Annotated in this window: 15 protein-coding genes and 5 pseudogenes; 8 read left to right on the top strand and 12 right to left on the bottom strand. The window is 69.8% G+C overall.

The window, feature by feature from the left end:
- Positions 1 to 319 precede the first annotated feature (319 nt).
- Together ACZ7M3_RS04520 and ACZ7M3_RS04515 are read left to right on the top strand one after the other, a co-directional pair.
- Complete coding sequence (locus ACZ7M3_RS04520; RefSeq protein WP_472060650.1) at positions 320 to 652, top strand: hypothetical protein; 333 nt, start codon at positions 320 to 322, stop codon at positions 650 to 652.
- Between the two features lie 59 nt (positions 653 to 711).
- Entirely contained in the window at positions 712 to 1,200 is a 489-nt protein-coding gene (locus tag ACZ7M3_RS04515; RefSeq protein WP_472060648.1) for a hypothetical protein, read from the top strand.
- A 127-nt stretch (positions 1,201 to 1,327) separates the two neighbouring features.
- Here ACZ7M3_RS04515 and ACZ7M3_RS04510 read toward each other — a convergent pair whose 3' ends face one another.
- From ACZ7M3_RS04510 to ACZ7M3_RS04490, 5 genes and pseudogenes are all read right to left on the bottom strand, one after another.
- The gene (locus ACZ7M3_RS04510) at positions 1,328 to 1,678 is read right to left on the bottom strand and encodes a hypothetical protein (protein ID WP_472060646.1); all 351 of its coding nucleotides are present in this window, start codon (positions 1,676 to 1,678) and stop codon (positions 1,328 to 1,330) included.
- Between the two features lie 37 nt (positions 1,679 to 1,715).
- Positions 1,716 to 2,195 carry a hypothetical protein gene (locus tag ACZ7M3_RS04505; protein ID WP_472060644.1) on the bottom strand — a complete coding sequence of 160 codons (480 nt, stop codon included), beginning with the start codon at positions 2,193 to 2,195 and terminating at the stop codon, positions 1,716 to 1,718.
- A gap of 745 nt (positions 2,196 to 2,940) precedes the next feature.
- Positions 2,941 to 3,174, bottom strand: a pseudogene (locus tag ACZ7M3_RS04500) (transposase); the annotation flags it as partial.
- Positions 3,175 to 3,393: 219 nt separating this feature from the next.
- The gene (locus ACZ7M3_RS04495; protein ID WP_472060642.1) at positions 3,394 to 3,888 is read right to left on the bottom strand and encodes a hypothetical protein; all 495 of its coding nucleotides are present in this window, start codon (positions 3,886 to 3,888) and stop codon (positions 3,394 to 3,396) included.
- The gene (locus tag ACZ7M3_RS04490) at positions 3,782 to 4,696 is read right to left on the bottom strand and encodes a trypsin-like serine peptidase (protein ID WP_472060640.1); all 915 of its coding nucleotides are present in this window, start codon (positions 4,694 to 4,696) and stop codon (positions 3,782 to 3,784) included. The genes ACZ7M3_RS04495 and ACZ7M3_RS04490 overlap by 107 nt, the downstream gene beginning before the upstream one ends.
- Here ACZ7M3_RS04490 and ACZ7M3_RS04485 point away from each other — a divergent pair.
- The 3 genes from ACZ7M3_RS04485 to ACZ7M3_RS04475 all read left to right on the top strand — a co-directional run bounded on the left by ACZ7M3_RS04485 (position 4,695) and on the right by ACZ7M3_RS04475 (position 10,643).
- On the top strand, positions 4,695 to 4,877 hold the full coding sequence (locus ACZ7M3_RS04485) for a hypothetical protein (RefSeq protein ID WP_472060638.1): 183 nt from the start codon (positions 4,695 to 4,697) through the stop codon (positions 4,875 to 4,877). The two genes, ACZ7M3_RS04490 and ACZ7M3_RS04485, sit on opposite strands and share 2 nt — an antisense overlap.
- A gap of 280 nt (positions 4,878 to 5,157) precedes the next feature.
- Entirely contained in the window at positions 5,158 to 6,054 is an 897-nt protein-coding gene (locus ACZ7M3_RS04480; protein WP_472060636.1) for a hypothetical protein, read from the top strand.
- A 1,211-nt stretch (positions 6,055 to 7,265) separates the two neighbouring features.
- Entirely contained in the window at positions 7,266 to 10,643 is a 3,378-nt protein-coding gene (locus ACZ7M3_RS04475; protein ID WP_472060635.1) for a S8 family peptidase, read from the top strand.
- 134 nt (positions 10,644 to 10,777) lie between these two features.
- Here the strand turns inward: ACZ7M3_RS04475 and ACZ7M3_RS04470 are convergent, their stop codons facing one another.
- The 4 genes from ACZ7M3_RS04470 to ACZ7M3_RS04455 form a co-directional block, all read right to left on the bottom strand.
- Entirely contained in the window at positions 10,778 to 11,776 is a 999-nt protein-coding gene (locus tag ACZ7M3_RS04470) for a helix-turn-helix domain-containing protein (protein ID WP_355311232.1), read from the bottom strand.
- A gap of 190 nt (positions 11,777 to 11,966) precedes the next feature.
- Complete coding sequence (locus ACZ7M3_RS04465; RefSeq protein ID WP_472060633.1) at positions 11,967 to 12,134, bottom strand: hypothetical protein; 168 nt, start codon at positions 12,132 to 12,134, stop codon at positions 11,967 to 11,969.
- A complete protein-coding gene (locus ACZ7M3_RS04460; RefSeq protein ID WP_472060632.1) occupies positions 12,134 to 12,316 on the bottom strand; it encodes a hypothetical protein in 183 nt (60 codons plus the stop codon). Before ACZ7M3_RS04460 ends, ACZ7M3_RS04465 begins: the two co-directional genes overlap by 1 nt.
- Before the next feature lie 38 nt (positions 12,317 to 12,354).
- Entirely contained in the window at positions 12,355 to 12,834 is a 480-nt protein-coding gene (locus ACZ7M3_RS04455; RefSeq protein ID WP_472060630.1) for a winged helix-turn-helix transcriptional regulator, read from the bottom strand.
- Between the two features lie 59 nt (positions 12,835 to 12,893).
- Here ACZ7M3_RS04455 and ACZ7M3_RS04450 point away from each other — a divergent pair, with 59 nt between their 5' ends.
- The 3 genes and pseudogenes from ACZ7M3_RS04450 to ACZ7M3_RS04440 all read left to right on the top strand — a co-directional run bounded on the left by ACZ7M3_RS04450 (position 12,894) and on the right by ACZ7M3_RS04440 (position 16,836).
- Positions 12,894 to 14,357: an MFS transporter gene (locus ACZ7M3_RS04450; RefSeq protein WP_472060628.1), complete on the top strand. Its 1,464-nt coding sequence runs from the start codon at positions 12,894 to 12,896 to the stop codon at positions 14,355 to 14,357.
- 326 nt (positions 14,358 to 14,683) lie between these two features.
- A pseudogene (locus tag ACZ7M3_RS04445) lies at positions 14,684 to 15,492 on the top strand (SMI1/KNR4 family protein); the annotation flags it as partial.
- A gap of 123 nt (positions 15,493 to 15,615) precedes the next feature.
- Positions 15,616 to 16,836, top strand: coding sequence for a metallophosphoesterase (locus ACZ7M3_RS04440; protein ID WP_472060626.1), 1,221 nt, complete (start codon positions 15,616 to 15,618; stop codon positions 16,834 to 16,836).
- Positions 16,837 to 16,891: 55 nt separating this feature from the next.
- Here ACZ7M3_RS04440 and ACZ7M3_RS04435 read toward each other — a convergent pair.
- The 3 pseudogenes from ACZ7M3_RS04435 to ACZ7M3_RS04425 all read right to left on the bottom strand — a co-directional run.
- Positions 16,892 to 17,282: pseudogene (locus ACZ7M3_RS04435) on the bottom strand (transposase); the annotation flags it as partial.
- A gap of 37 nt (positions 17,283 to 17,319) precedes the next feature.
- Positions 17,320 to 18,012 (bottom strand): annotated as a pseudogene (locus tag ACZ7M3_RS04430) (IS5 family transposase); the annotation flags it as partial.
- A 346-nt stretch (positions 18,013 to 18,358) separates the two neighbouring features.
- Positions 18,359 to 18,705, bottom strand: a pseudogene (locus ACZ7M3_RS04425) (DUF488 domain-containing protein).
- Positions 18,706 to 18,782: the final 77 nt, after the last annotated feature.

Genomic DNA, 18,782 nt, shown 5'->3' with positions numbered 1-18,782 from the left:
AGGCCGGTGTCCCCAACGCCGATGTCCGCGGCAACATCACCAGTCACCGGGCCGGGTCCACGATCGCGAGCCAGCTCTATAACGCCAAGGAGCCCACAACCCTCTTTGAGCTCCAGGAATGGCTGGGCCACCGGACTCCCGAGGCGACCACGCAACGCGAAGCTCACCCCGAACACCCTGGCCAGGGCGCCTACAACGACGCCGGCTGCTTCGCCAAGAACGTACGCACCACCGAAGTTCTCGTCGACCGCGACGCGGTCGCCTCCGGCGCCGCTGCCAGCGGCGAGCCCTGGCAGTACTACGACCTCGGCCACGGCCGGTGCACCACACCTTCCTCGAGCAATGCCAGCACCGCATGGCCTGCGCACGCTGCGACTTCTACGCCCCGGAAGAATCCAGCAAGGGCCAACTGCTGGAGGCGAAAGACAACCTGCAGAAGACGCCGGCCAATATCCCGCTCACCGACGATGAACGCGCCGTCGTCGATGACGGGCAGACCGCCCTCGACAAGCTACTCAAGCGACTCGCCAACGTTCCTACCCCCGCAGGGCCGACACCGAGCCAGATCGGCGCCCCCGCGACTGCGACTCTGCTGCCGGTCATCGACGTCACCGCCCGCACACGATCGTGCCGACCCGGTGAGCCGTGCTGAGGACCCCTCGAGCGTTATCCAGGTGTGGGTCAGCGCGAGAAGATGCCAGAGTCACTGCCGTGACCTTGATGAACGTGCTCGTCGACTTCGCCCGGACCGGCCGTATCGGCCCGCTTCGCTGCGGCATTCCGCTGACCGAGGCCGAGGATCTCCTGGGTCCAGGACGCCCGCACCCCGCTATCCGGATGAAACCGGACATTGACGGCTACCCCTACGCTTGGAACGACCTGGAGCTGGTCATCACCCAACGCCTTGTAAGCGGAATCTGGATCAGGCTCCGGCCAGGCTCGACGACCGAGTTGCCGCCGCTGGTCTTGCCTGATTCGGAGTCCTACCCGTCCACAGTGTCCCGAGAAGACCTGGTCGCCGGCCTTGATGCAGTCGACTGCCGCCACGACGTCAACGACCGCCTCACGTTCGGAGAGCAATCCAGCATCCTTACCCAACCCGCCAACGTCTGCGCGGTGTTCTTCACGCCTCGCCGTGACGACCACGTGCCCCATCGTGAACGCCACTATCTTGGCGTGATCCACAAGCACACCGCTTGACATCTTTGATTCCGCGGCGTGACGCCTCCCGTAGAAGATCTACCGCGACGTCGTCGGTCTGTGCGGGTCCGCCAGACACGCGGCTTCGCCGGAGGAAAGGAGGTGTTGGCTGCGTGGGCGGGATGGGTCAGGTAAGTCGCCGTCCCATCTTTGCTGACTTCCGGTTGTGTCCCTTCGTGTCCCACCACTCTTCCAGATGGGCGTGGACGAGGTGCACGAGCTGCAGCAGTCGGTCGGAAGGGGGTGCGGGCGAGGCGAGCACATCCGCCCAGGACTTGTCGTCCCAGGGGATGCCGACGACCCAACGTTCATCCGGGTGGTCCTGGCGGCCCACAGTCAGCCAGTACGTCAACGTCGCGCTGCGGTCCGGATGGTGCTCGACCGTCATTTTGACGACGTCGAACCGCAGTCCGTCAGCGGTGACGTACGAGCGGCTCAGGGCCTGCTCGGCTGGTGTCCGTTCCTCCACAGTGGTCAACCACCCTTTCGCCTCGGCCCGCACCCCAACACCATGTTTAGCAGCGAGCAGCGGCGGCGGCCGGCTGGTCGACCTTGTAGGCCGTCAGGAGGTCGTTCCTCGCGGCCGGGGTACCGAGGATGGTGCGGAACTTCTCCACTCGCGGGCACTGATTGGCGTAGGTGGAGTAACCACCGCGGCCATTGGCGTCCCCGGACCCGATGGCAGCGCCTATCTTCCTGTCCATCGTACTGTCCCAACCGTGCCCCGCCTTGATGTGCTTCCAGCCCCACGTGCTTGTGCCGCAGCGCAGGGTGTAGAAGGTGGGGGGACCAACGGGCACCTGGCGGTAGTACTTCTTCAGGACGTAGTTGCGGCTGTGGCTCCTGCACTTGGCGTCAAAACTGTCGGCCGCCGCGGCGCCGGTCTTCCCTGAGACGGCGGGCGCGGCGGACGCGGAACCGGCCGCCGGAATCAGCAGGGCCGATATGACGGCAGCAGCAGACAGCGCTGCCTTGACGGAAATGTTGTGAAGCATGCGTTCCCCTTTGTTCTCCCCGTGGTCAGCGGGGAGTTGGTGTACGAAGCGCCTCATTGGTGGCGCCGCTGCACCGTTTCATCGCTGACTGCACGCCGTCAATTGAATACATGTCAGGCCATCCAGGCGCAGACTTCACAGCACCGACCTTGCCTGTCGGTGCCGCACTCCGCGCGACGCCCCGCGTGCCGGCACCCCGTCGCGCCGTCCGGCGCGCGTAGCCGCAACGCCGCGTGCCCCGGGGCTGGAAACGCCTGAGGGGCCCTACGCGACCACCTCCGGCCCCGAGATCATGATCGCCTGCCTGCCGCGAGGTGTCGGCAATCGAGCCTGCCACTTCCTCATCCGGTACTTGGCCGCCGGCTCACCCGTGCGGGCGGTAAGGCACACGGCTCGCCTGGCCATAACGCGGTCGCCGGGCCCGCTGTCCCGTTTCCCGGCCCGGGACACCTCGTCTGGGTCACCGAAGATCTGCCACTGCCTTAGGTCGTCAAGGCGACACAAGGCGGCTCGGACGGTTCCCGCGGCCCGGCGCACATGGCCCACCACCCCGTAGCCCGGAGGCGGTTCAGCCGGGGCCGCCATCGCGCGTGAGCCGGTTCAAGGCGTGTGCTGCCGGACTGGGCGACGAGCCGGTCTGCCCTTGCACCCAGCTGCGGCGGCGGAGAAGAAGGCAGCCGAACGCGTGCCACGTGCCCTGCTGACCCAATGAAAGGCGTCGGCCTTACCGCTAGTACTCCAGTCCGATGCCGCGTTCGGCCAGAGCCGTGCGCAGTTTCGGGTTGCCGCCGTAGACCTCATCACCGGTGACCCAGCCCACGTGGTGTCCGGCGTCCAGGAACCGTTCGATCATCGTGCGGGCCAGTTCCGGCTTGGTCGCGAAGACGGTGTACTCGCCGAGCCCCGCTGCCCGGCAGCGGTCCGGGTCGCACGTCCAGGAGCGCGGGATGTACAGCTCCCGGTCCACCGCGGCGTTTCCCACCGGCGGGTTCCACGACCGGTCAGCGGCGATGTCACGGTCGGACGCGTCGTTGCCGGGCGTGTCTTTCGCCTCGGCCATGAGGACCGGGACGACGTTCTCAAGGACGTCGCAGTGCCGTCCGGATCTGTCTGCTCGTGCTCAGAGCTCTGCGCGATCCAGCGAAGCCTTGGTCAGCGCGGAGGTCGTCCCGCGGCCGACCGCGTGGTTTGGGTGGGCTCAGGAGGTCGGGGCGACGAGCATGTGTTCGGTTCCCAGCTGGTTGGCGAGGGTATCGGTGTACATGGTGGTCTCGCCGTCGGACCAGCGGATGACGAGGTCGTCGGTACGGCCGTTGCCGGTGAAGTCGCCGGTCGTCATGGCCCCGTCGTGCTTCCAGAGCCCGTTGGGGTCCAGGATGCGATGCTCGCCGCCGAGGCCCGAGGTCGTCGTACCGACGTAGTTGTCGAGCTCGCCGTCGGTCCAGCGCACCATGAGGTCCCATTTCTGGTTGCCGGAGAACTCACCGGCCGTCAGGAGTGTGGCGTCCCGCCAGGTGTCGTTCTTCGGCTTCAGCTGGTGCTCCTGGCCGAAGGTACCGGCGCTGACGTTCGTGTAGAGGGTCAGCTCACCGTCGACCCAGCGCACGACGAGGTCGGTGACGTACTGCGAGGCGGCGAAGCGGCCCGCGGCGATCTGCGTCGCGTTCTTCCAGAGGTCGTTGGGTTTGATCATCTGGGTGCCGGCCCAGTTCAGTCCTTTGGAGCCGACGTCGCCGTACAGTGTCACCTCGCCGTCTGCCCAGCGGGTTGCCACCGCCGTGATATCCACCGGTGTTGCCGATGACCTTGCCGGTGCCGTTGGTGCTGTTGTAGTCCTCGATCCACGGGCCGCCGGAAACGCCACCGTAGAAGCCGGTACAGGTCATGCGCATCTGTCGGAAGCCTGGCAGCTGGGAGGTGCTGACGGGGCAGCGGACCGGCACGTGGTCGGGGTTGACACTGACGTCGTCGGGATAGCCGATGACGGTGACCTTGTGCTTGTAGCTGCTGGTCGGGGTGAAGGTCAATGCCCCCGTGACGTCCTCCACCTTGCCCCGCGTGTTGGGGTCGACCTGCGCGAAGGCCAGGTCCAAGTCGGAGGTCGGCTTCTTGGTGTTCGCGTCGTAGCGCGGGTCTGTGTACAGGCGGGACACCGGGTAGACGCCGGACGGCTGCTCGACGGCGGACCTGCCGATGCGGTACTGCGGAACGAAGATGCGGTGGGTGGCCCTCTCCAGGCCACGGCCACAGTGTCCGGCGGTCAGGACGATGTCCTTGGCTGCCGTGTGTACGACGCTGCCGGTGCAGTACGTCTTCGGGCCGCCGAGCGGCTTCCCGTCGAAGAAGAACGTGCCCACCATCGGGTGGCCGAGGAAGTGCTCCGGGGTGGGGGTGCCCGATGGCGGCGGCTGGTGCGCGACGGTGGCGCCCGCCGTGATGCCGTGCTTCGACACGGCCGAAGCGGGGGCCGGCGGGGAGTCGATCGGGACCGCGTTGTCCATGCGATCCGCCGTCCAGTACTTCTCTTCCTCGCTCAGACTCGGCCCGACCGAGGGGGAGGGAGAGGAGGTTGGCTCGGCGGACCGCGTCGAGGACGCCGAGGGCGTGGCGGAGTCGGTCGGCTCGACGACCCCCGCGACCGTCGACGGCGCCGAGGGTACCGGCGACTTCGGCGGGACCTGATGCCCGGCGCTGGGAGCCGCCGGTGATACGGAGGCCGTCGGTGGGACGGAGGGCGCTGGTGCCGGATGGCCCGTCGCGGCCGATGCTGTCCCGGCGCCGAGAACGCCGACGCCCAGTCCTAGCGCCAGGGCTGGAATCCATCTGTGTCTGGAACGCAACAAGGTGCCTTTCCGTCTTGTAGGGGGCCGTACGGTGAGCGAGCCCCGAACTCCCTTTGATCGTACATATGTTCGATGACACTGTACTGTCGAGTAACAACCGACATATCGTCAAATAAGAGATGGGCGAGGCGATGGACCGACTCCGCAAGACCGCGTGGGCGGCACTCCCTCTCCTGCTGTCCTTTCTGGCGGCCGGGTCGGCCTCGGCCTCCCCGCTCGAGTCATCCCTCCCCTTCGGAAGCGTCCGGTCGGTGCATCCCGGCGACACACTGACGGTCAATGCCAAGTCCAGCGAGGCCAGTTACGCAGAGACCATCACTTCATCCGCGTTCATCAGGGCAGGGAAGCTGCGGATGATGGATCCGCTGCTGACCACCACCGTGACCGTCGCCTGCGATACCCGGCCCGGCACCTACCCGGTCCTGCTGCACGGCGCCGGAGACGTGGGCCCGGAGGAGCATCCGTTCCGTTGGGCACGCGTACGCGTTGAAGCCACCGACGAGGCGGCACGCCGCGTCTGCCGGAACAAGGTCCAGAAACTGCCCCCGCCCGGCCTGGAGGAACGCTGGGCTCCCGACAGCACGTGGCCCCAGTCGGCATGGGACGTGCGGACCTTCCGGGCCGGCAGCCGCATCACGATCACTGACAACTATGACGAGGGATCGGACGGTGACATCACCCTCACCTCCCGCGCATTCACCGACCGCTCCGTCCTGCGCGGAGCCAGAGCCGTCCTGACCGCCACCACCACCCTCAGATGCGACTCCGCACCCGGCCTCTACGTCGTGTACCGGCATGACGCCGACCAGGCCGGCCCCGACAAACCATGGGCCCGTCTGCGTGTCGCCCCCGCCGCACCCGGAAAGGCCTGCGCTGCTCAGCAAGCTGCGAAGCACTCAGCCGGGACGTCCCGCACCGGCACGGTGGCCTGGGTCGCGGGCGGCGTACTCCTCGCCGCCGCAGCCGGCGCCGCACTTCTTCTGCGGGCCAACTCCCGCCGCACACACTCCGCCTGAGCGCGCCTCGCCGCTCGTCGGCCGGCTTGGTCGCTGCTGCGTTGACGCGATCAGGCGGCCCGCGCACCCACGCTGACCCTCAAGCTCACTGGTGGCGCCAACTGGGAGAAATACTGGAGCGCCCAGACGCGATCGAGTATCAGGGCGTATGGCGGGGTAGTCGCCACGCCTGCTGCTGATCACCGCGGTGGGCTGTGGCGGGCGGTCCGACACGAAGACGCACGGAGGGTTCGTTGGCGCTGATGTGGTTACGCAGCCGCGGCATCCGACACCGCATCACCCACAAAGGCATCGAGTCCTCCGAACAACTGGAACGCCGCCCCTTGTTGTACGTGTCCGAGCCCGTCCAGTCCAACTCGGCCGCACCATCGTGCGATTGTCTCGCACCGACGACATGACAGGGTTCGTGGCGCTCCCCAGACGCTGGGTGGCACAGCGCACGTTCGCATGACTGATGAACCCTCGCCGCCCGGCCCGGGACTACGAGACGTTGCCGACCGGCAGCGAGGCGGTGACACGGTGGTCGATGGCCACCCGGATGAGCCGGCGTCCGGCACGGCCGCGGGCCGCCGGCCGGCACTGAACTTCCCCGACGCCTCCAGGAAGAACCATCCGCCAGGCGCCTGGCCGGACCGCCGCTCCTCCAGCATGTCCAGAATCCGCTGGCAGTCGGGCGCGAGCACGGTCACCGGCAACCCGTCCCGCCAAGGCGGCACCACCGGCCCCGGCACTGGTGAGGGCGCCGTTTCCTGCGCCGTCCTGGTCACGGCAGTCGTCTCGGCGGCGGACACGGCCAGGGCTTCGACCAGTTCCTCCCACGCGATCACTCGCCGATCCACCTCGATCTCTGCGGCCTCCAACACCTCGGCCAACCGCGCGACTTCCTCCCGCAGACCCTCCACCCGCACACGGGCCGCCGCCTCCCGCTCCTCCAGCATTGCCAGCACCGACGCCACCGCGCACCCCCGCCGAGGGCAGCCGAAGGGCTTCCGGTCGAGCCGGGAAGAAAAGACTGTGCGTGATCTCCGGCGGCCGGCTTGACACCACCCGGGGGGCGGCTCGCTCGGTTCGTCCATGAGCCGTGAAGCTGGCCACTTTTGCCCTCTTTGTGAAATATAGGGGTTGGCGTAAAGGTGACTTGACGCCTGGTGGACAGGACAAACTGCTGACCTCGGCACTTGACGGCACCACGCTGTCCTCCCATGAGAGACATGAACAACAGGTGGCGCCGCGGGATCCGCCCTCCCCGGCCTCCGCATACGGTGGCGGCCGCCGCCCTCGTGGCGCTCGTGGCCGGTCTGACCGCCGCCCCCGGCGCCGCTCAGGACCTCGGCCCGCACACCGGGCGAACGGAAGCCGCCGCGCAGACCGGAGCGGCCCGGTCGCCGATCACCTCCCGGCATCAGCTCACCCTGATCACCGGCGACCGCGTCACGCTGGAGACGGACACCTCGGGCAAGCAGAGTGTGTCGGTCGAGCCCGCCGAGGGCCGCGAGCGGGTCGCGTTCATCAAGCGCCAGAGCGGCCGCGACTGGACCGTCATACCGGCCGACACGCTCCCGCTGCTCGCGACGGGCCGCCTCGACAAGGCGCTGTTCAACGTCTCCGCCCTGGTCCGGGGCAAGTACGCACAGCGGTCGAGCCTGCCGCTGATCGTCGAGTACGCCGGGGACGCGGGCACCGCCCGGCGACAGCTGACCGCCGCCGGCGCCGACACCGTCCGCCCCATCGGCGGGACCCCCTTCGCGGCCCTCGGCGAACACCGCGCGGACGCCGCCGGGTTCTGGAAGGGCATCGCCCCCGGCCGGGCCGACGCCACGTCCTTCGGAGCGGGTGTGCGCCGGGTCTGGCTGGACGGCCGCTCCAGGATCCAGCTCGACAGCACGGTGCCGCGCATCGGCGCCCCGCACGCCTGGGAGAAGGGCTACACCGGCACCGGCGTCAAGGTTGCCGTGCTCGACACCGGTTACGACCCCCACCACCCGGACCTCAAGGGCCTCGTCACCGAGTCCGCGAACTTCACCACCGAGCCGAACACCGATGACCTGAACGGCCACGGGACCCACGTGACCTCGACGGTCGCCGGTTCCGGCGCGGCCTCCGACGGCACGTACAAGGGTGTGGCACCCGGTGTGCAGATCCTGTCCGGCAAGGTGTGCACCGCGGACGGCAACTGCGACAACTCCGACATCGTCGAGGGCCTGGCCTGGGCCGCCCAGCACGGCGCCAAGGTGATCAACCTCAGCCTGGGCGACACGGACACCCCGGAGACCGACGCCCTGGAGGCCATGGTCGACACCGTGACCCGCGACTACGGCACGCTGGTCGTGGCCGCGGCCGGCAACAGCGGTCCCGGCAAGGTCTCCTCGCCCGCCTCCGACGACCGGGCGCTGGCCGTCGGCGCGGCCGAGGAGGACGACGACCTCGCCGCCTTCAGCTCGGTCGGCCCGCGGGTGGGCGACTCCGGCCTCAAGCCGGACGTCATCGCCCCCGGCGTCAACGTCGTCGCCGCCCAAGCGGGCGGCACCACCGCAGACGACGGCTATGTCGCGATGAGCGGCACGTCGATGGCCACGCCCCATGTGACGGGAGCCGCCGCCATCCTGTTCCAGCAGCACCCCGACTGGACGGCGGAGCAGGTCAAGCGCCAGCTGATGCAGTCGGCGACCGGCGCCAAGGAACACGGCGCCTACTTCCAGGGCGCCGGCCGCGTCGACGTCGCCAGGGCGGTCGACCAGGACGTCACCGCCGACACCACCGCACTGGACTTCGGGCTGATCCGCTGGACAGACGGCAAGCGGCCTCCGGTGACCAAGACCCTCACCTACCGCAACCCGGGCGCCGCGCCGGTCACCCTTCAGCTGAAGGACGACCCGAGCAGCGGGAAGAAGGACATGCCCGCCCCCGTCGGCCTGTTCCGGCTCAGCGCCGACACGGTCACCGTGCCCGCGCACGGAACGGCGGACGTCACCCTCACCGCGACCCCGGAAGCCGCCACGACGTACGCCGCCTACAGCGGTGTGGTGACCGCGAGCACCGCGGACGGCCAAGTGTCGGTGCGCGTCCCGTTCGGCATGGACGTCGAGCAGCCGTCGTACGACCTGCGCATCGGCATGAAGAGCCGCACGGGCGCCGCCCCCGACAACGCCTACCTGCTGGTCAACTCGGCCGACGGCAAGGCGTACGAGGTCGAGGCGCTCGGCAGGAGCAGCACGGTGGTGCGGCTGCCCAAGGACACCTACTCGGTGAGCGGTTTCTACTTCGACGCCTCCTACACCGAGGGCACCATCGTCGGCGTGCCGAAGGTCGTGATGAGCGCCGACCGGCAGGTGACCATCGACGCCCGGAAGGCGAAGCCCGTCACGGTGTCGGCACCGAGCCGCTCCGCGCGCATCATGTCGGCCGAGATCGGCACGATCAGCATTGCCGACCAGCTGCTCTCGGTCACCATGTACAACGCGATCGGCACGGACCACATCGACGGTGTGTACGCGGTGCCGACGGCCCAGTACAAGGACTCGAAGTTCACGTACCTCGTCACCAGCGTCTGGGGCGACCCGGCCGGCGCAGACGGGAACCCCGCCTCGGTCTACTACCTCACGCGACCGGTGCACGGCGCCATCCCGGCGGATCCCGCCTACAACCCCCACAAGTCGGAGCTGGCCAGGGTGAACACCACGTTCGCCGCCACCACGCCGGGAACCACGGCCACCCGCATCGTCTGGACGTACGTCGACAACGTCCGCTTCAGCGGCCGGGCGATGGAGGGAATTCCGGTCCCGGCACGCCGCGTCGACTACTTCTCGGCGGCCGACGGCCTGCGCTGGCAGACGGCCTTCGACCAGAACAGCTTCCTCGACCCGAACGCGCATGGGCAGAGCTACCTGAGCGACCTGCACGGTTACCGGGCCGGCTCCCGGATCGACGAGCGCTGGAACGGCGGGATCCAGGCCGTGGGCCTCTCGTCCCAGATGGCCGCCTTCCGAGAGGGCGACACGATGTACCGCCCCTTCCAGTCGGCCGCGAACGGCAACCTCGACCTGGTGGCCGACACCACGTCCGGCCTGCCCGAGGTGAAGCTGTGGCGCAACGGCGAGCTGGTCTCCCAGGACTGGAGCATGAGCGACGTCCCGGCCGACGCCGTCCCCGCCGACTACCGTCTGACGGTCGAGCACAACCGTGACATGGCCCCCAGCTCCGTCTCCACGAGTGTGCGGGCGGAATGGCGGTTCCGGTCGCGGACCACGGCGACCCGGCAGGCGCTGCCGCTGTACGCGGTCCGTATGTCGCCGAAGCTGGACGAGTGGAACCGGGCCGAGGCCGGCCGCAAGCTCGACATCCCGGTCCTGATCCAGCGGACGGCCGGCGCCCCGGCGTCGCCCGTCCGCGTCTTCACCACCGAGGTCTCCTTCGACGAGGGGAAGACCTGGCAGTCGGTACGGGTCAAGGGCTCCGGCATGGAGCGCACCGTGACGGTGGAGCACCCGCGAAGCGCCGCGGGCGGCTCCGTCAGCCTGCGCGTCCACGTCGAGGACGCGGCGGGCAACTCCTTCAAGGAGACCGTCATCAAGGGCTACTTGCTCAACTAGCCGCCGTCGCGGAGTAGCCACGTCCTCGAGTAGCTGCTTCCGCGAGTGGCGCAGCCCGGCCGGACGAACGGGGTCAGGGCCCGCCGGACACGTCCGGCGGGCCCTGTTCGTGTGCGGTGCGGCGTCCGCCGTGCTCAGAGCCAGTCGCGGCGCGCCGCGTGCCAGCCCAGCTGCATACGGGTCGCGACGCCCGCCAGGCTCATCAGGCCCTGGATGCGCCGCTGGACGGTGCGCTTGCTGACCCGCAGCTGTCCGGCTATCGCCTCGTCCGTCATACCGGCGACCATCAGGGAGAGCAGGTGCCGGTCCTCCCCGACCGGCGAGGCGGCATCCGTGGTGCCGGCGCCGCCGATTTGGCCCTCCTCGGTCACCCGGAGCGGGGCGCCGATCTCCCAGTGGTGTTCGAACAGGGCGATGAGCGCGTCCAAGAGGCTGCTCTCCCGCACCACCGCGGCCCGCAGCTCCCGGGGGTTGCCGGAGGTGCCCGAGGCGGCCAGTGGCAGGATGGCCACCGAGCGGTCGGCGATCGCCATCCGCAGCGGCAGCAGGGGTACCGCCCTGGACACCTCACCGGCGCGTACGCCCTTGACGACGTAGTCCACCGCGTCCGGGTCGTCGAAGTAGGCCTGTTCGTACAGGGCCCGGTAGAGCACGCCCCGGTCCAGCGCGTCGAACTCCTCCTGGTTGCTCTCCGGTGACATGGCCACGTACTGGGCCTTCACGAACCACATCATCTCGCGGCCGGCGCCGTGCTGGAGCTGGCGCAGATGCTGGCGCAGTGCCGCCGCGCCGGTGATGATCTCGACGGCCTCGCCCGTGCTCCGGGCCCATGCGGTGCGGCGGTGGGTCTCCGCCAGTTCGTAGACGGCGGCCCGGGTCTGTTCCAGGGCGTCGAAGTGGCGTTGCAGCCGGGGCATGAGGACCACCTGCGGCGGCACGGCGGTGAACCATTCGGGACTGTCCTCGGCCGCCGACGCCAGGCCCTTGTGCTCCAGCGCGCGCAGCAGCAGCCGCGCGGTCACGACGTCGAGGGCCGAGCGGCCGGAGATGTCCTGAGCGGACGCCGTCCCGGTGGCGACCAGCAGGCGGTACACCTCGCTCTCGTCGGCCGTCAGGCCCACCGTCTCCAGCATGTCGCCACCTTTCTCACCATCCGGGCCGCCTCCGCCCTGGTCTTCGCGGGGGAACGCGGTCGTCCCGGCGGATGATGCCACGAGCCCCTGCGACCAGGCACCACGACGGTTGTCACCGGCGATCTGGTACACCGTGACGGGGCGGTGCCGTCAGCACATCCCGTGGCCCCCGGGCGGGGCCGCTCGAGTGTCACAGACTGTGGGCCACGGGGTGGCGAGGTTCGTACAGCGGCAGTTCGGCGCCGCTGGGCGGACGCACCGCCGTCAGCCTGCCCCAGCGCTGTTCGCTGACCGGGCGGGTGATCTCGACGCCCCGCGCACGCAGTTCCCCGAGCTGGGCGTCGAGGTCGTCGCACATCAGACAGAACTCGTGCTGGGGGCGCCCTCGGTGGGGTGTACGGCGATCTCTGCCGGGGACAGCTTGAAGATCAGCCACCCGCCGCCCGCGTCGACACCGGGGAAGGCGAGGACGTCGCGGATGAAGTCGCGGTCGGCCTCCGCGTCCTGGCTGTAGAGGATGACGTGGGCGCCGTTGATCACGCCGGACCTTCGATTTCGCCGAGGTGGGGCCGTTCGGTCTACGGGGTCGTCACCGGGCCCGACTGGTCCCAGCCGGGCACGAGGTCGTCACGGTGGACATCTTCCCCGTGGACCCGCTCGCCGCAGGTCTCGCACACCGTGTAGGTGACGAGTTCGTGATCCCCGTGCCGGATCCGGCCGGGCGGTGCGGTGACGACCCAACGGTCGCCCCAGCCGATCAGCTCGCGGGTGATGGCCCCCAGATCGCGCCCGGCCTCCGTCAGGTAGTAGCCGCTGTAGCGGGCGTCGTCCGGCAGCGGGCGCCGTTCGAGGACGCCACTCTCCACCAGCGCCTTCAGGCGCGCGGCGAGCCGGTCCGTGGGAGCGCCGGTGTTCCTGGCGATCTGCCGGAAGCGGTGGTTGCCGAGCATGACCTCGCGGATCGCTGGCAGGGCCCAGCGGTCACCGATGATCTGGAGGGCCGCGGCGAGGGAGCACGGGCGCCCCGCCATGTCCCGGGGGTCGATGCGTGTGGTCATTTTCCCAGTATCACCCGGCAGGGTTTGATTTCCAAACCACCCTGTGTTTGGGTTGCGCCATGTCCACTCTGCTTCGGTTCTCAAAGCACCCTCGGGCGGCCGCCGCAGTCGTCCTGGTGGCCGTCTTCATGACCAACCTGGATCTGCTGATCGTCAACGTCGCGCTGCCCGCCGTGGGAGAGGACTTCTCCGGAGGCGGCCGCGCAGCGGGCCTCGGATCGCTGTCCTGGGTACTCAACGCCTACGCGATCACCTTCGCCGCGCTGCTGGTGGTGGCCGGGCGTGCCGGTGACCGCATAGGGCAGCGGCCGGTCTTCCTCGCCGGGATCGCCGTCTTCACGCTCGCGTCGTTGGGCTGTGCCCTGGCCCCGGACCTGGGCACCCTCATCGTGGCCCGGGTGGTGCAGGCCGTGGGGGCGGCGGCCCAGATCCCGACCTCCCTGGCCCTGCTGCTGGCGGCGGTGCCCGCCGAGCGCCGCACCCAGGCCACCCGCGGCTGGGCCGGGGTCGGCGGACTCGCCGCGGCCGCCGGGCCCGTCGCCGGTGGCCTGCTGACCGAGGTGGACTGGCGGTGGGTCTTCGCCGTCAACCTGCCCATCGGCATCGCGGCGCTCGTCGTCGGCCGGTCGGCGCTGCCGAAGCCGGCCGTGCGGGAGACCGGGCCGTGGCCCGACCTCCTCGGCGCCCTGCTGGTCTTCGTCTCGATCGCGTCGCTGTCCGGGGCGCTGGTGCAGGCACCCGAACAGGGCTGGACGAGCGGCGAGACCGTACTTCTGCTGGCGGTCGCCGTGATCGGCGGCGCCGCGTTCGTGCTCCGGTCCCTGCGGCACCCCCGTCCGCTGTTCGAGCTGGACCTACTGCGGCTGCCGCGCTTCGGTGCGGCGAACGCGGGCAGCCTCCTGTTCGGCGTGGCCTTCTCGATCATGCTGCTGTCGAACGTGCTGTGGTGTCAGGAGGTCTGGCACTGGAGCGCGCTGCGCACCGGTCTCGCCCTGGCCCCCGGCCCCGCGCTCGTGCCCGTCGTCACCGTGCTGACCACCCGCGCCGCGCAGCGCTTCGGGCAGGGACCGCTGATCGCGGCGGGCGGCGTGCTGTTCGCCGGTGGCATGGTCTGGTTCGCGATCTTCGCGTCGGTCACACCGGACTACGTGAGTGAGCTGCTGCCCAGCCAGCTACTGACCGGTGCGGGAGTGGGCCTGGCCCTCGGCACACTGGTGGCCGCCGGCGTGCACGCGGTACCGGGACACCGTGCGGCGACCGGGTCGGCGCTGGTCAACTCGGTGCGCCAGATCTCGGCCACGATCGGCGTCGCCGTCCTGGTCGCGGTCGTCGGCTCCCATGTCGACGCCACCTCGCACCACGACTTCCGGGTCGTCTGGTACACGGCCGCGGCGCTGAGCCTGGTGACCTCGGCGGTCGGGGCGCAGCTCAGCCGAGGGCGGGGCCAGGGCCCCGAGCGGACGGGACCCGCCGTGCGGAAGGAAGCCGAGGCGACGGGGCGGGCTCTCCCGCAGACGCCCTGACCGGCCGCTGCCCGGCGCGCGAGAGCTGTTCGCCGCCCGGGACGCCGGACGGGCGAGCAGCAGATGGTGTCTCGCACGTGCACTGGGGCACGCCAACTTGCGGGACGGAGGTAGACGGGCCCACGGCCTTGGGATCGCCTTCACCGACGTGGAGTTCGCCGCCTTCTCCATCGGCCAGACAGGGCGCGAGCACGCTGGCACAGCCTGCCGGGCCGGTCGCGCACAAATGGGCCCTGTCGGCCGCAGCAAGCAACGGAGCACTGTCAGTGGTGAGTGGCGGCATCGGGCGCATGACGGACACCACGGCATTCGACTGACGGTCCTTCCTGCTGAGGTGAAGCGGGGAGTGGGCAGATTCCCTGCCGGACGGCGAGACGCGGGGCGAGGACGACGCGACCGCCCGGCAAGCGCGGTGGCTGGGGTTCCCGCCCGCGTCGGAGGAGCGGATCGCAGCCATGGAGGAGCGCCTCGGCCGACGGATGCCCCCGTCGTACCGGGAGTTCCTCGAGGCCAGCGACGGGTGGCGGCACGCGGGCGGGTTCGTGTGGCTGCTGGCGGGGACCGAGGACGCGCATGGGCACAACAACGAGTCAGGACTCGCGGACATGTTCGAGGAGTACCTGGACGAGGACGCCGGGCCCGAGGAGCGGCCGGAGGCGGACATCTGGCGGCGCGGGCCGCAGCTCGACGTCGAGTCCGACATCACCCACGTCCTCATGGATCCCGAGGACGCGGACCAGGACGGTGAGTGGGCCGTGTGCACGTGGGCGAGCCGGCGGGCCGTGCCACTCGAGCGGCACGCGAACTTCCTTGAGTTCATGCGGGACATGGACCGGGAGTTCCACAGCCTGCGGGCGCACCGGAGCGACGAGGAGCCGGTGTTCGCCCACGACACGACACGAAAGCTGGACGCCCTGGTGGAGGAGGCCCGGCTTGAGGCGCTGCGCGGCGGCTGGGAACGGGCCGGGAAAGCGCTGGACGAGGCGAAGGAGTACGGCAGGCCGAGGGTAGGGGCTGGGCGACCAGATACGCCGCCTGTTCGAACAGACCTACATCGTGAACTTCGACGTCCTGGTGACGGACCCGCAGTACGCGCCCGAGCTGCTGCAACCGCTGGTCGCCGCAGCGGAGTCTTGCCGCCCGGCAAAGACCCCTTCGCCGCATGGGGCAGCCCACGATGAACACCCCGTCCGACCGGCCCGAAGACGGCCGGATACAGTGCGCGCGACGGCAGCCCGGTTGCTCAAGGAGGGGAAGCGTGACCGACACCAGCGAAACCCGATCCGCCGACAGTGCAGCGCACGAGACCCAGCGGAGCCGACTGCACCGCCTGATGCGCTACCTCCCCCTGATCGCCCCGGTCCTGCTGTGGACCGTGCCCTGCTGGCTGCTGCTGCACGCCGGCCAGCACTGGCCACTCCCTGTCACTCTGGCCGGCACCGCCCTGTTCGCCCTCGGCCTGATCGCCATGCCGCTCGCGATGATGCGCGGCCACGGCCGGCGACAGCAGGACTGGGCGGCCATCGTCGGGGACACCCTCCTCGGAGCCAGCTGGGTACTGTTCACCTGGTCAGTTCTGCTCGGCGTCCTGCTGCGCCTCGCCCTGACCGTGGCCGGCGTAGGCGACGGTCAGAACCGGGCCCGGATCGTCACTTGGGCGGTCCTCGGCGTATCCGCCGTGCTGCTCGCCTGGGGGTACGCCGAGGCCCGCCGGGTACCACGGGTGCGCCAGCTCGACGTACAACTCCCCCGCCTGGGAGCCGGATTGGACGGCACCCGCGTCGTCCTCATCACCGACACCCATTACGGCCCGCTCGACCGCGCCCGCTGGTCCGCGCGGGTCTGCGCGAAGGTCAACACCCTGGACGCCGACCTGGTCTGCCACACCGGAGACATCGCGGACGGCACGGCCGAACGCCGCCGCACCCAGGCCGCCCCACTCGGCACCGTGCAGGCCACCCGGGCCCGGGTCTACGTCACCGGCAACCACGAGTACTACAGCGAGGCCCAGGGCTGGGTCGACCTCATGGACGAGCTGGGCTGGGAGCCGCTGCGCAACCGTCATCTGCTGCTCGAACGCGGTGGTGACACCCTCGTGGTCGCCGGCGTGGACGACGTCACCGCCGAGTCCTCCGGCCTCGCCGGCCACCGCGCCCACCTCGCCGGAGCCCTGCACGGCGCCGACCCCGACCACCCCGTCCTGCTCCTGGCCCACCAGCCCAAGTTCGTCGACCGGGCGGCAGCCGACGGCGTCGACCTCCAACTCTCCGGCCACACCCACGGCGGCCAGATCTGGCCCTTCCACCACCTCGTCCGCATCGACCAGCCCGCCCTCGCCGGCCTCAGCCGCCACGGCACCCGCACCCTCCTCTACACCAGCCGCGGCACCGGCTTCTGGGGCCCGCCGTTCCGCGTCTTCGCCCCCAGCGAGATCACCCTGCTCGTACTCCGCTCCCCACAGCGGCCCCCGTCGCCGTAGCGCTGGGCGGGCCAGCGGTTCCGCCTGGAGATGCTGCCCCTCGGCAGCCTCACTTGATCCGGCGCTCGACATAGTCCTGAGTGCGCGAGTCGACCCGCAGACGAGTGAACACGATGCGATGGAGCGCGACATTGGCCTGACGATCGCCACCGCGGTTGAGGCGACGGAACTGCCGACGTCCCGAAGAACGCTCGACAGGCCTCACCCCGCCCAAAGCGGCGAAGAACCCCTCACTGCCCAGCCGTTCCGGGGTGTCCCCCACCGTGATCAGCAAAGCGACGTCCGGACCGATCCCCACCACGTCGAGCAGCTGCGGGGCATGACGTTTGACGAGCAGCATTGAGGACGGACTTGAGCTGGTTGATGGCCTGGGTGCGGGCTTTGGCGGCCGACGCCTTCGTGAGTTTGTATTTTCTCGCGATCTGCACCGGCCCGTCGCCCGCTTTGCAGCAGCTCACACAATGAGCCGAGTTGTCGGTGGGTGATGAGGCAGCAGGCGAGTTTGAGGAACGCCTCGTGGATGTCGGCTCTGCGTACCCAGCGGGTGCGTAGGCGGCGGAAGCCGTTGAACCAGGCGAAGGTGCGCTCGACCACCCACCGGTAGGTGCCCAGTCCGGTGCCCTGGCGGGGTTCGCGGCGGGCGATGGCGGGCACGATGCCGCGGGCGCGGACCGGCGGGATCGCGTCGAGCAAGGGGATCAGCTGGGCGACGTCGTTACGGTTGCCGCCGGTCAGCAGGACCGCGAGCGGGGTGCCGTGTCCGTCGGTGATCAGGTGGTGTTGCGAGCCTGCCCGGCCGCGGTCGACCGGCGAGGGACCCGTGTGGTTCCCCCATTTAGGGCCCTGACGTGGGAGGAGTCGACCACGCAGCGGGACCGGTCCGCCGGGAGGCCGGGTTGAACTCGACCAGCAGGACTTCGTGGAGCTGCTGCCGATGCCGGCCTCGTTCCAGTCCCGCAGGCGGCGCCAGCAGGTCATGCCCGAGCCGAAGCCCAGGTTCCTGGGCAGGTACTCTCACTGGATACCGGGGTGGAGCACCTACAGAATCCCGCACAGCACCTCCCGGTCCGGCAGCGGCTTGCGGCCCGGATACCGGAAGCGCCGTTAGCGCTGCGGCAGCAGCGGCTCCAGGCGGTCCCACAGCTCATCCGACACGATCCACGGCGACGTCCCCACACCGACCGAACGCTCAACTACCACCCCCGACACGGAGAACCGGGCCGCCTCCACGTGATCGCGGAGAGGGTCCGGCGCGGTCCGGCTGTCACCGGGCTTCTGCGGTTCGCCGTGTGAAATACGTGTCGAAGTTCCCGTAGGCGGCATAGGTGGACAGAAGGACCGAGACGCCGTTCGCCGCCCAGTCCGTGACCTGCGTCGGCGACACGCCATCATTGAGCCAGTTCGTCAGGCAGGCATGCCGCAGGTCGTACACCCGTTTGCCGAGCGGTGAAGCAAAGTCCTCGGGGTGAAGAACCTGCTGCCGCGCAGTCCGCCAGGCCCGCCGGATGACGGAGCAACGGATCTAGCGGCTCGCTGTGCCGGCGGCGCCGAGCCACTGGGCGAGCACGTCGGTCTCACCGTGGCCGAGATCCTTGGTGGCGGTGAGCAAGGTGACCTTGTCGTGGGCGGCGAGATCACGCAGGTGCTGCACGGCTGGCCGGTGATCGGCGTCCTCCAGTTCGCCGATGGAGCGATCCCGGAACTCCGCGAAGCGCTCCTGGTCGTGGTGGTGCCAGTGGCGCAGGTCCGCCGACGGCGCCACGTCGCGGAGCCATTCGTCCAGGTGGGCCGTTCTTTGCTCATTCCGCGGGGCCACAGGCGGTCCACGAGCACTCGCTTGCCGCTCCGCGACGAGGTGTCCTCATAGATCCTCCGACAACTGGGAACGCTGCGTGGGCAGGGCCGCCGGCTGCGGTCCCACCCACGCGGTGCTGTCCCGGGTGACC

Source organism: Streptomyces sp. NPDC111656 (assembly GCF_055656965.1).
Note: the sequence above shows the minus strand (reverse complement) of the source record. Positions and strands in the feature narration are given on the sequence as shown.

Coding starts and splice junctions, on each gene's coding strand:
- ACZ7M3_RS04480 (WP_472060636.1), top strand. CDS start 5,158: ATGGGCGAGGCGATGGACCGACTCCGCAAGACCGCGTGGGCGGCACTC.
- ACZ7M3_RS04475 (WP_472060635.1), top strand. CDS start 7,266: ATGAACAACAGGTGGCGCCGCGGGATCCGCCCTCCCCGGCCTCCGCAT.
- ACZ7M3_RS04465 (WP_472060633.1), bottom strand. CDS start 12,134: ATGTGCGACGACCTCGACGCCCAGCTCGGGGAACTGCGTGCGCGGGGC.
- ACZ7M3_RS04495 (WP_472060642.1), bottom strand. CDS start 3,888: ATGATCAAACCCAACGACCTCTGGAAGAACGCGACGCAGATCGCCGCG.
- ACZ7M3_RS04450 (WP_472060628.1), top strand. CDS start 12,894: ATGTCCACTCTGCTTCGGTTCTCAAAGCACCCTCGGGCGGCCGCCGCA.
- ACZ7M3_RS04505 (WP_472060644.1), bottom strand. CDS start 2,195: ATGCTTCACAACATTTCCGTCAAGGCAGCGCTGTCTGCTGCTGCCGTC.
- ACZ7M3_RS04490 (WP_472060640.1), bottom strand. CDS start 4,696: ATGGACAACGCGGTCCCGATCGACTCCCCGCCGGCCCCCGCTTCGGCC.
- ACZ7M3_RS04455 (WP_472060630.1), bottom strand. CDS start 12,834: ATGACCACACGCATCGACCCCCGGGACATGGCGGGGCGCCCGTGCTCC.
- ACZ7M3_RS04470 (WP_355311232.1), bottom strand. CDS start 11,776: ATGCTGGAGACGGTGGGCCTGACGGCCGACGAGAGCGAGGTGTACCGC.
- ACZ7M3_RS04485 (WP_472060638.1), top strand. CDS start 4,695: ATGCGATCCGCCGTCCAGTACTTCTCTTCCTCGCTCAGACTCGGCCCG.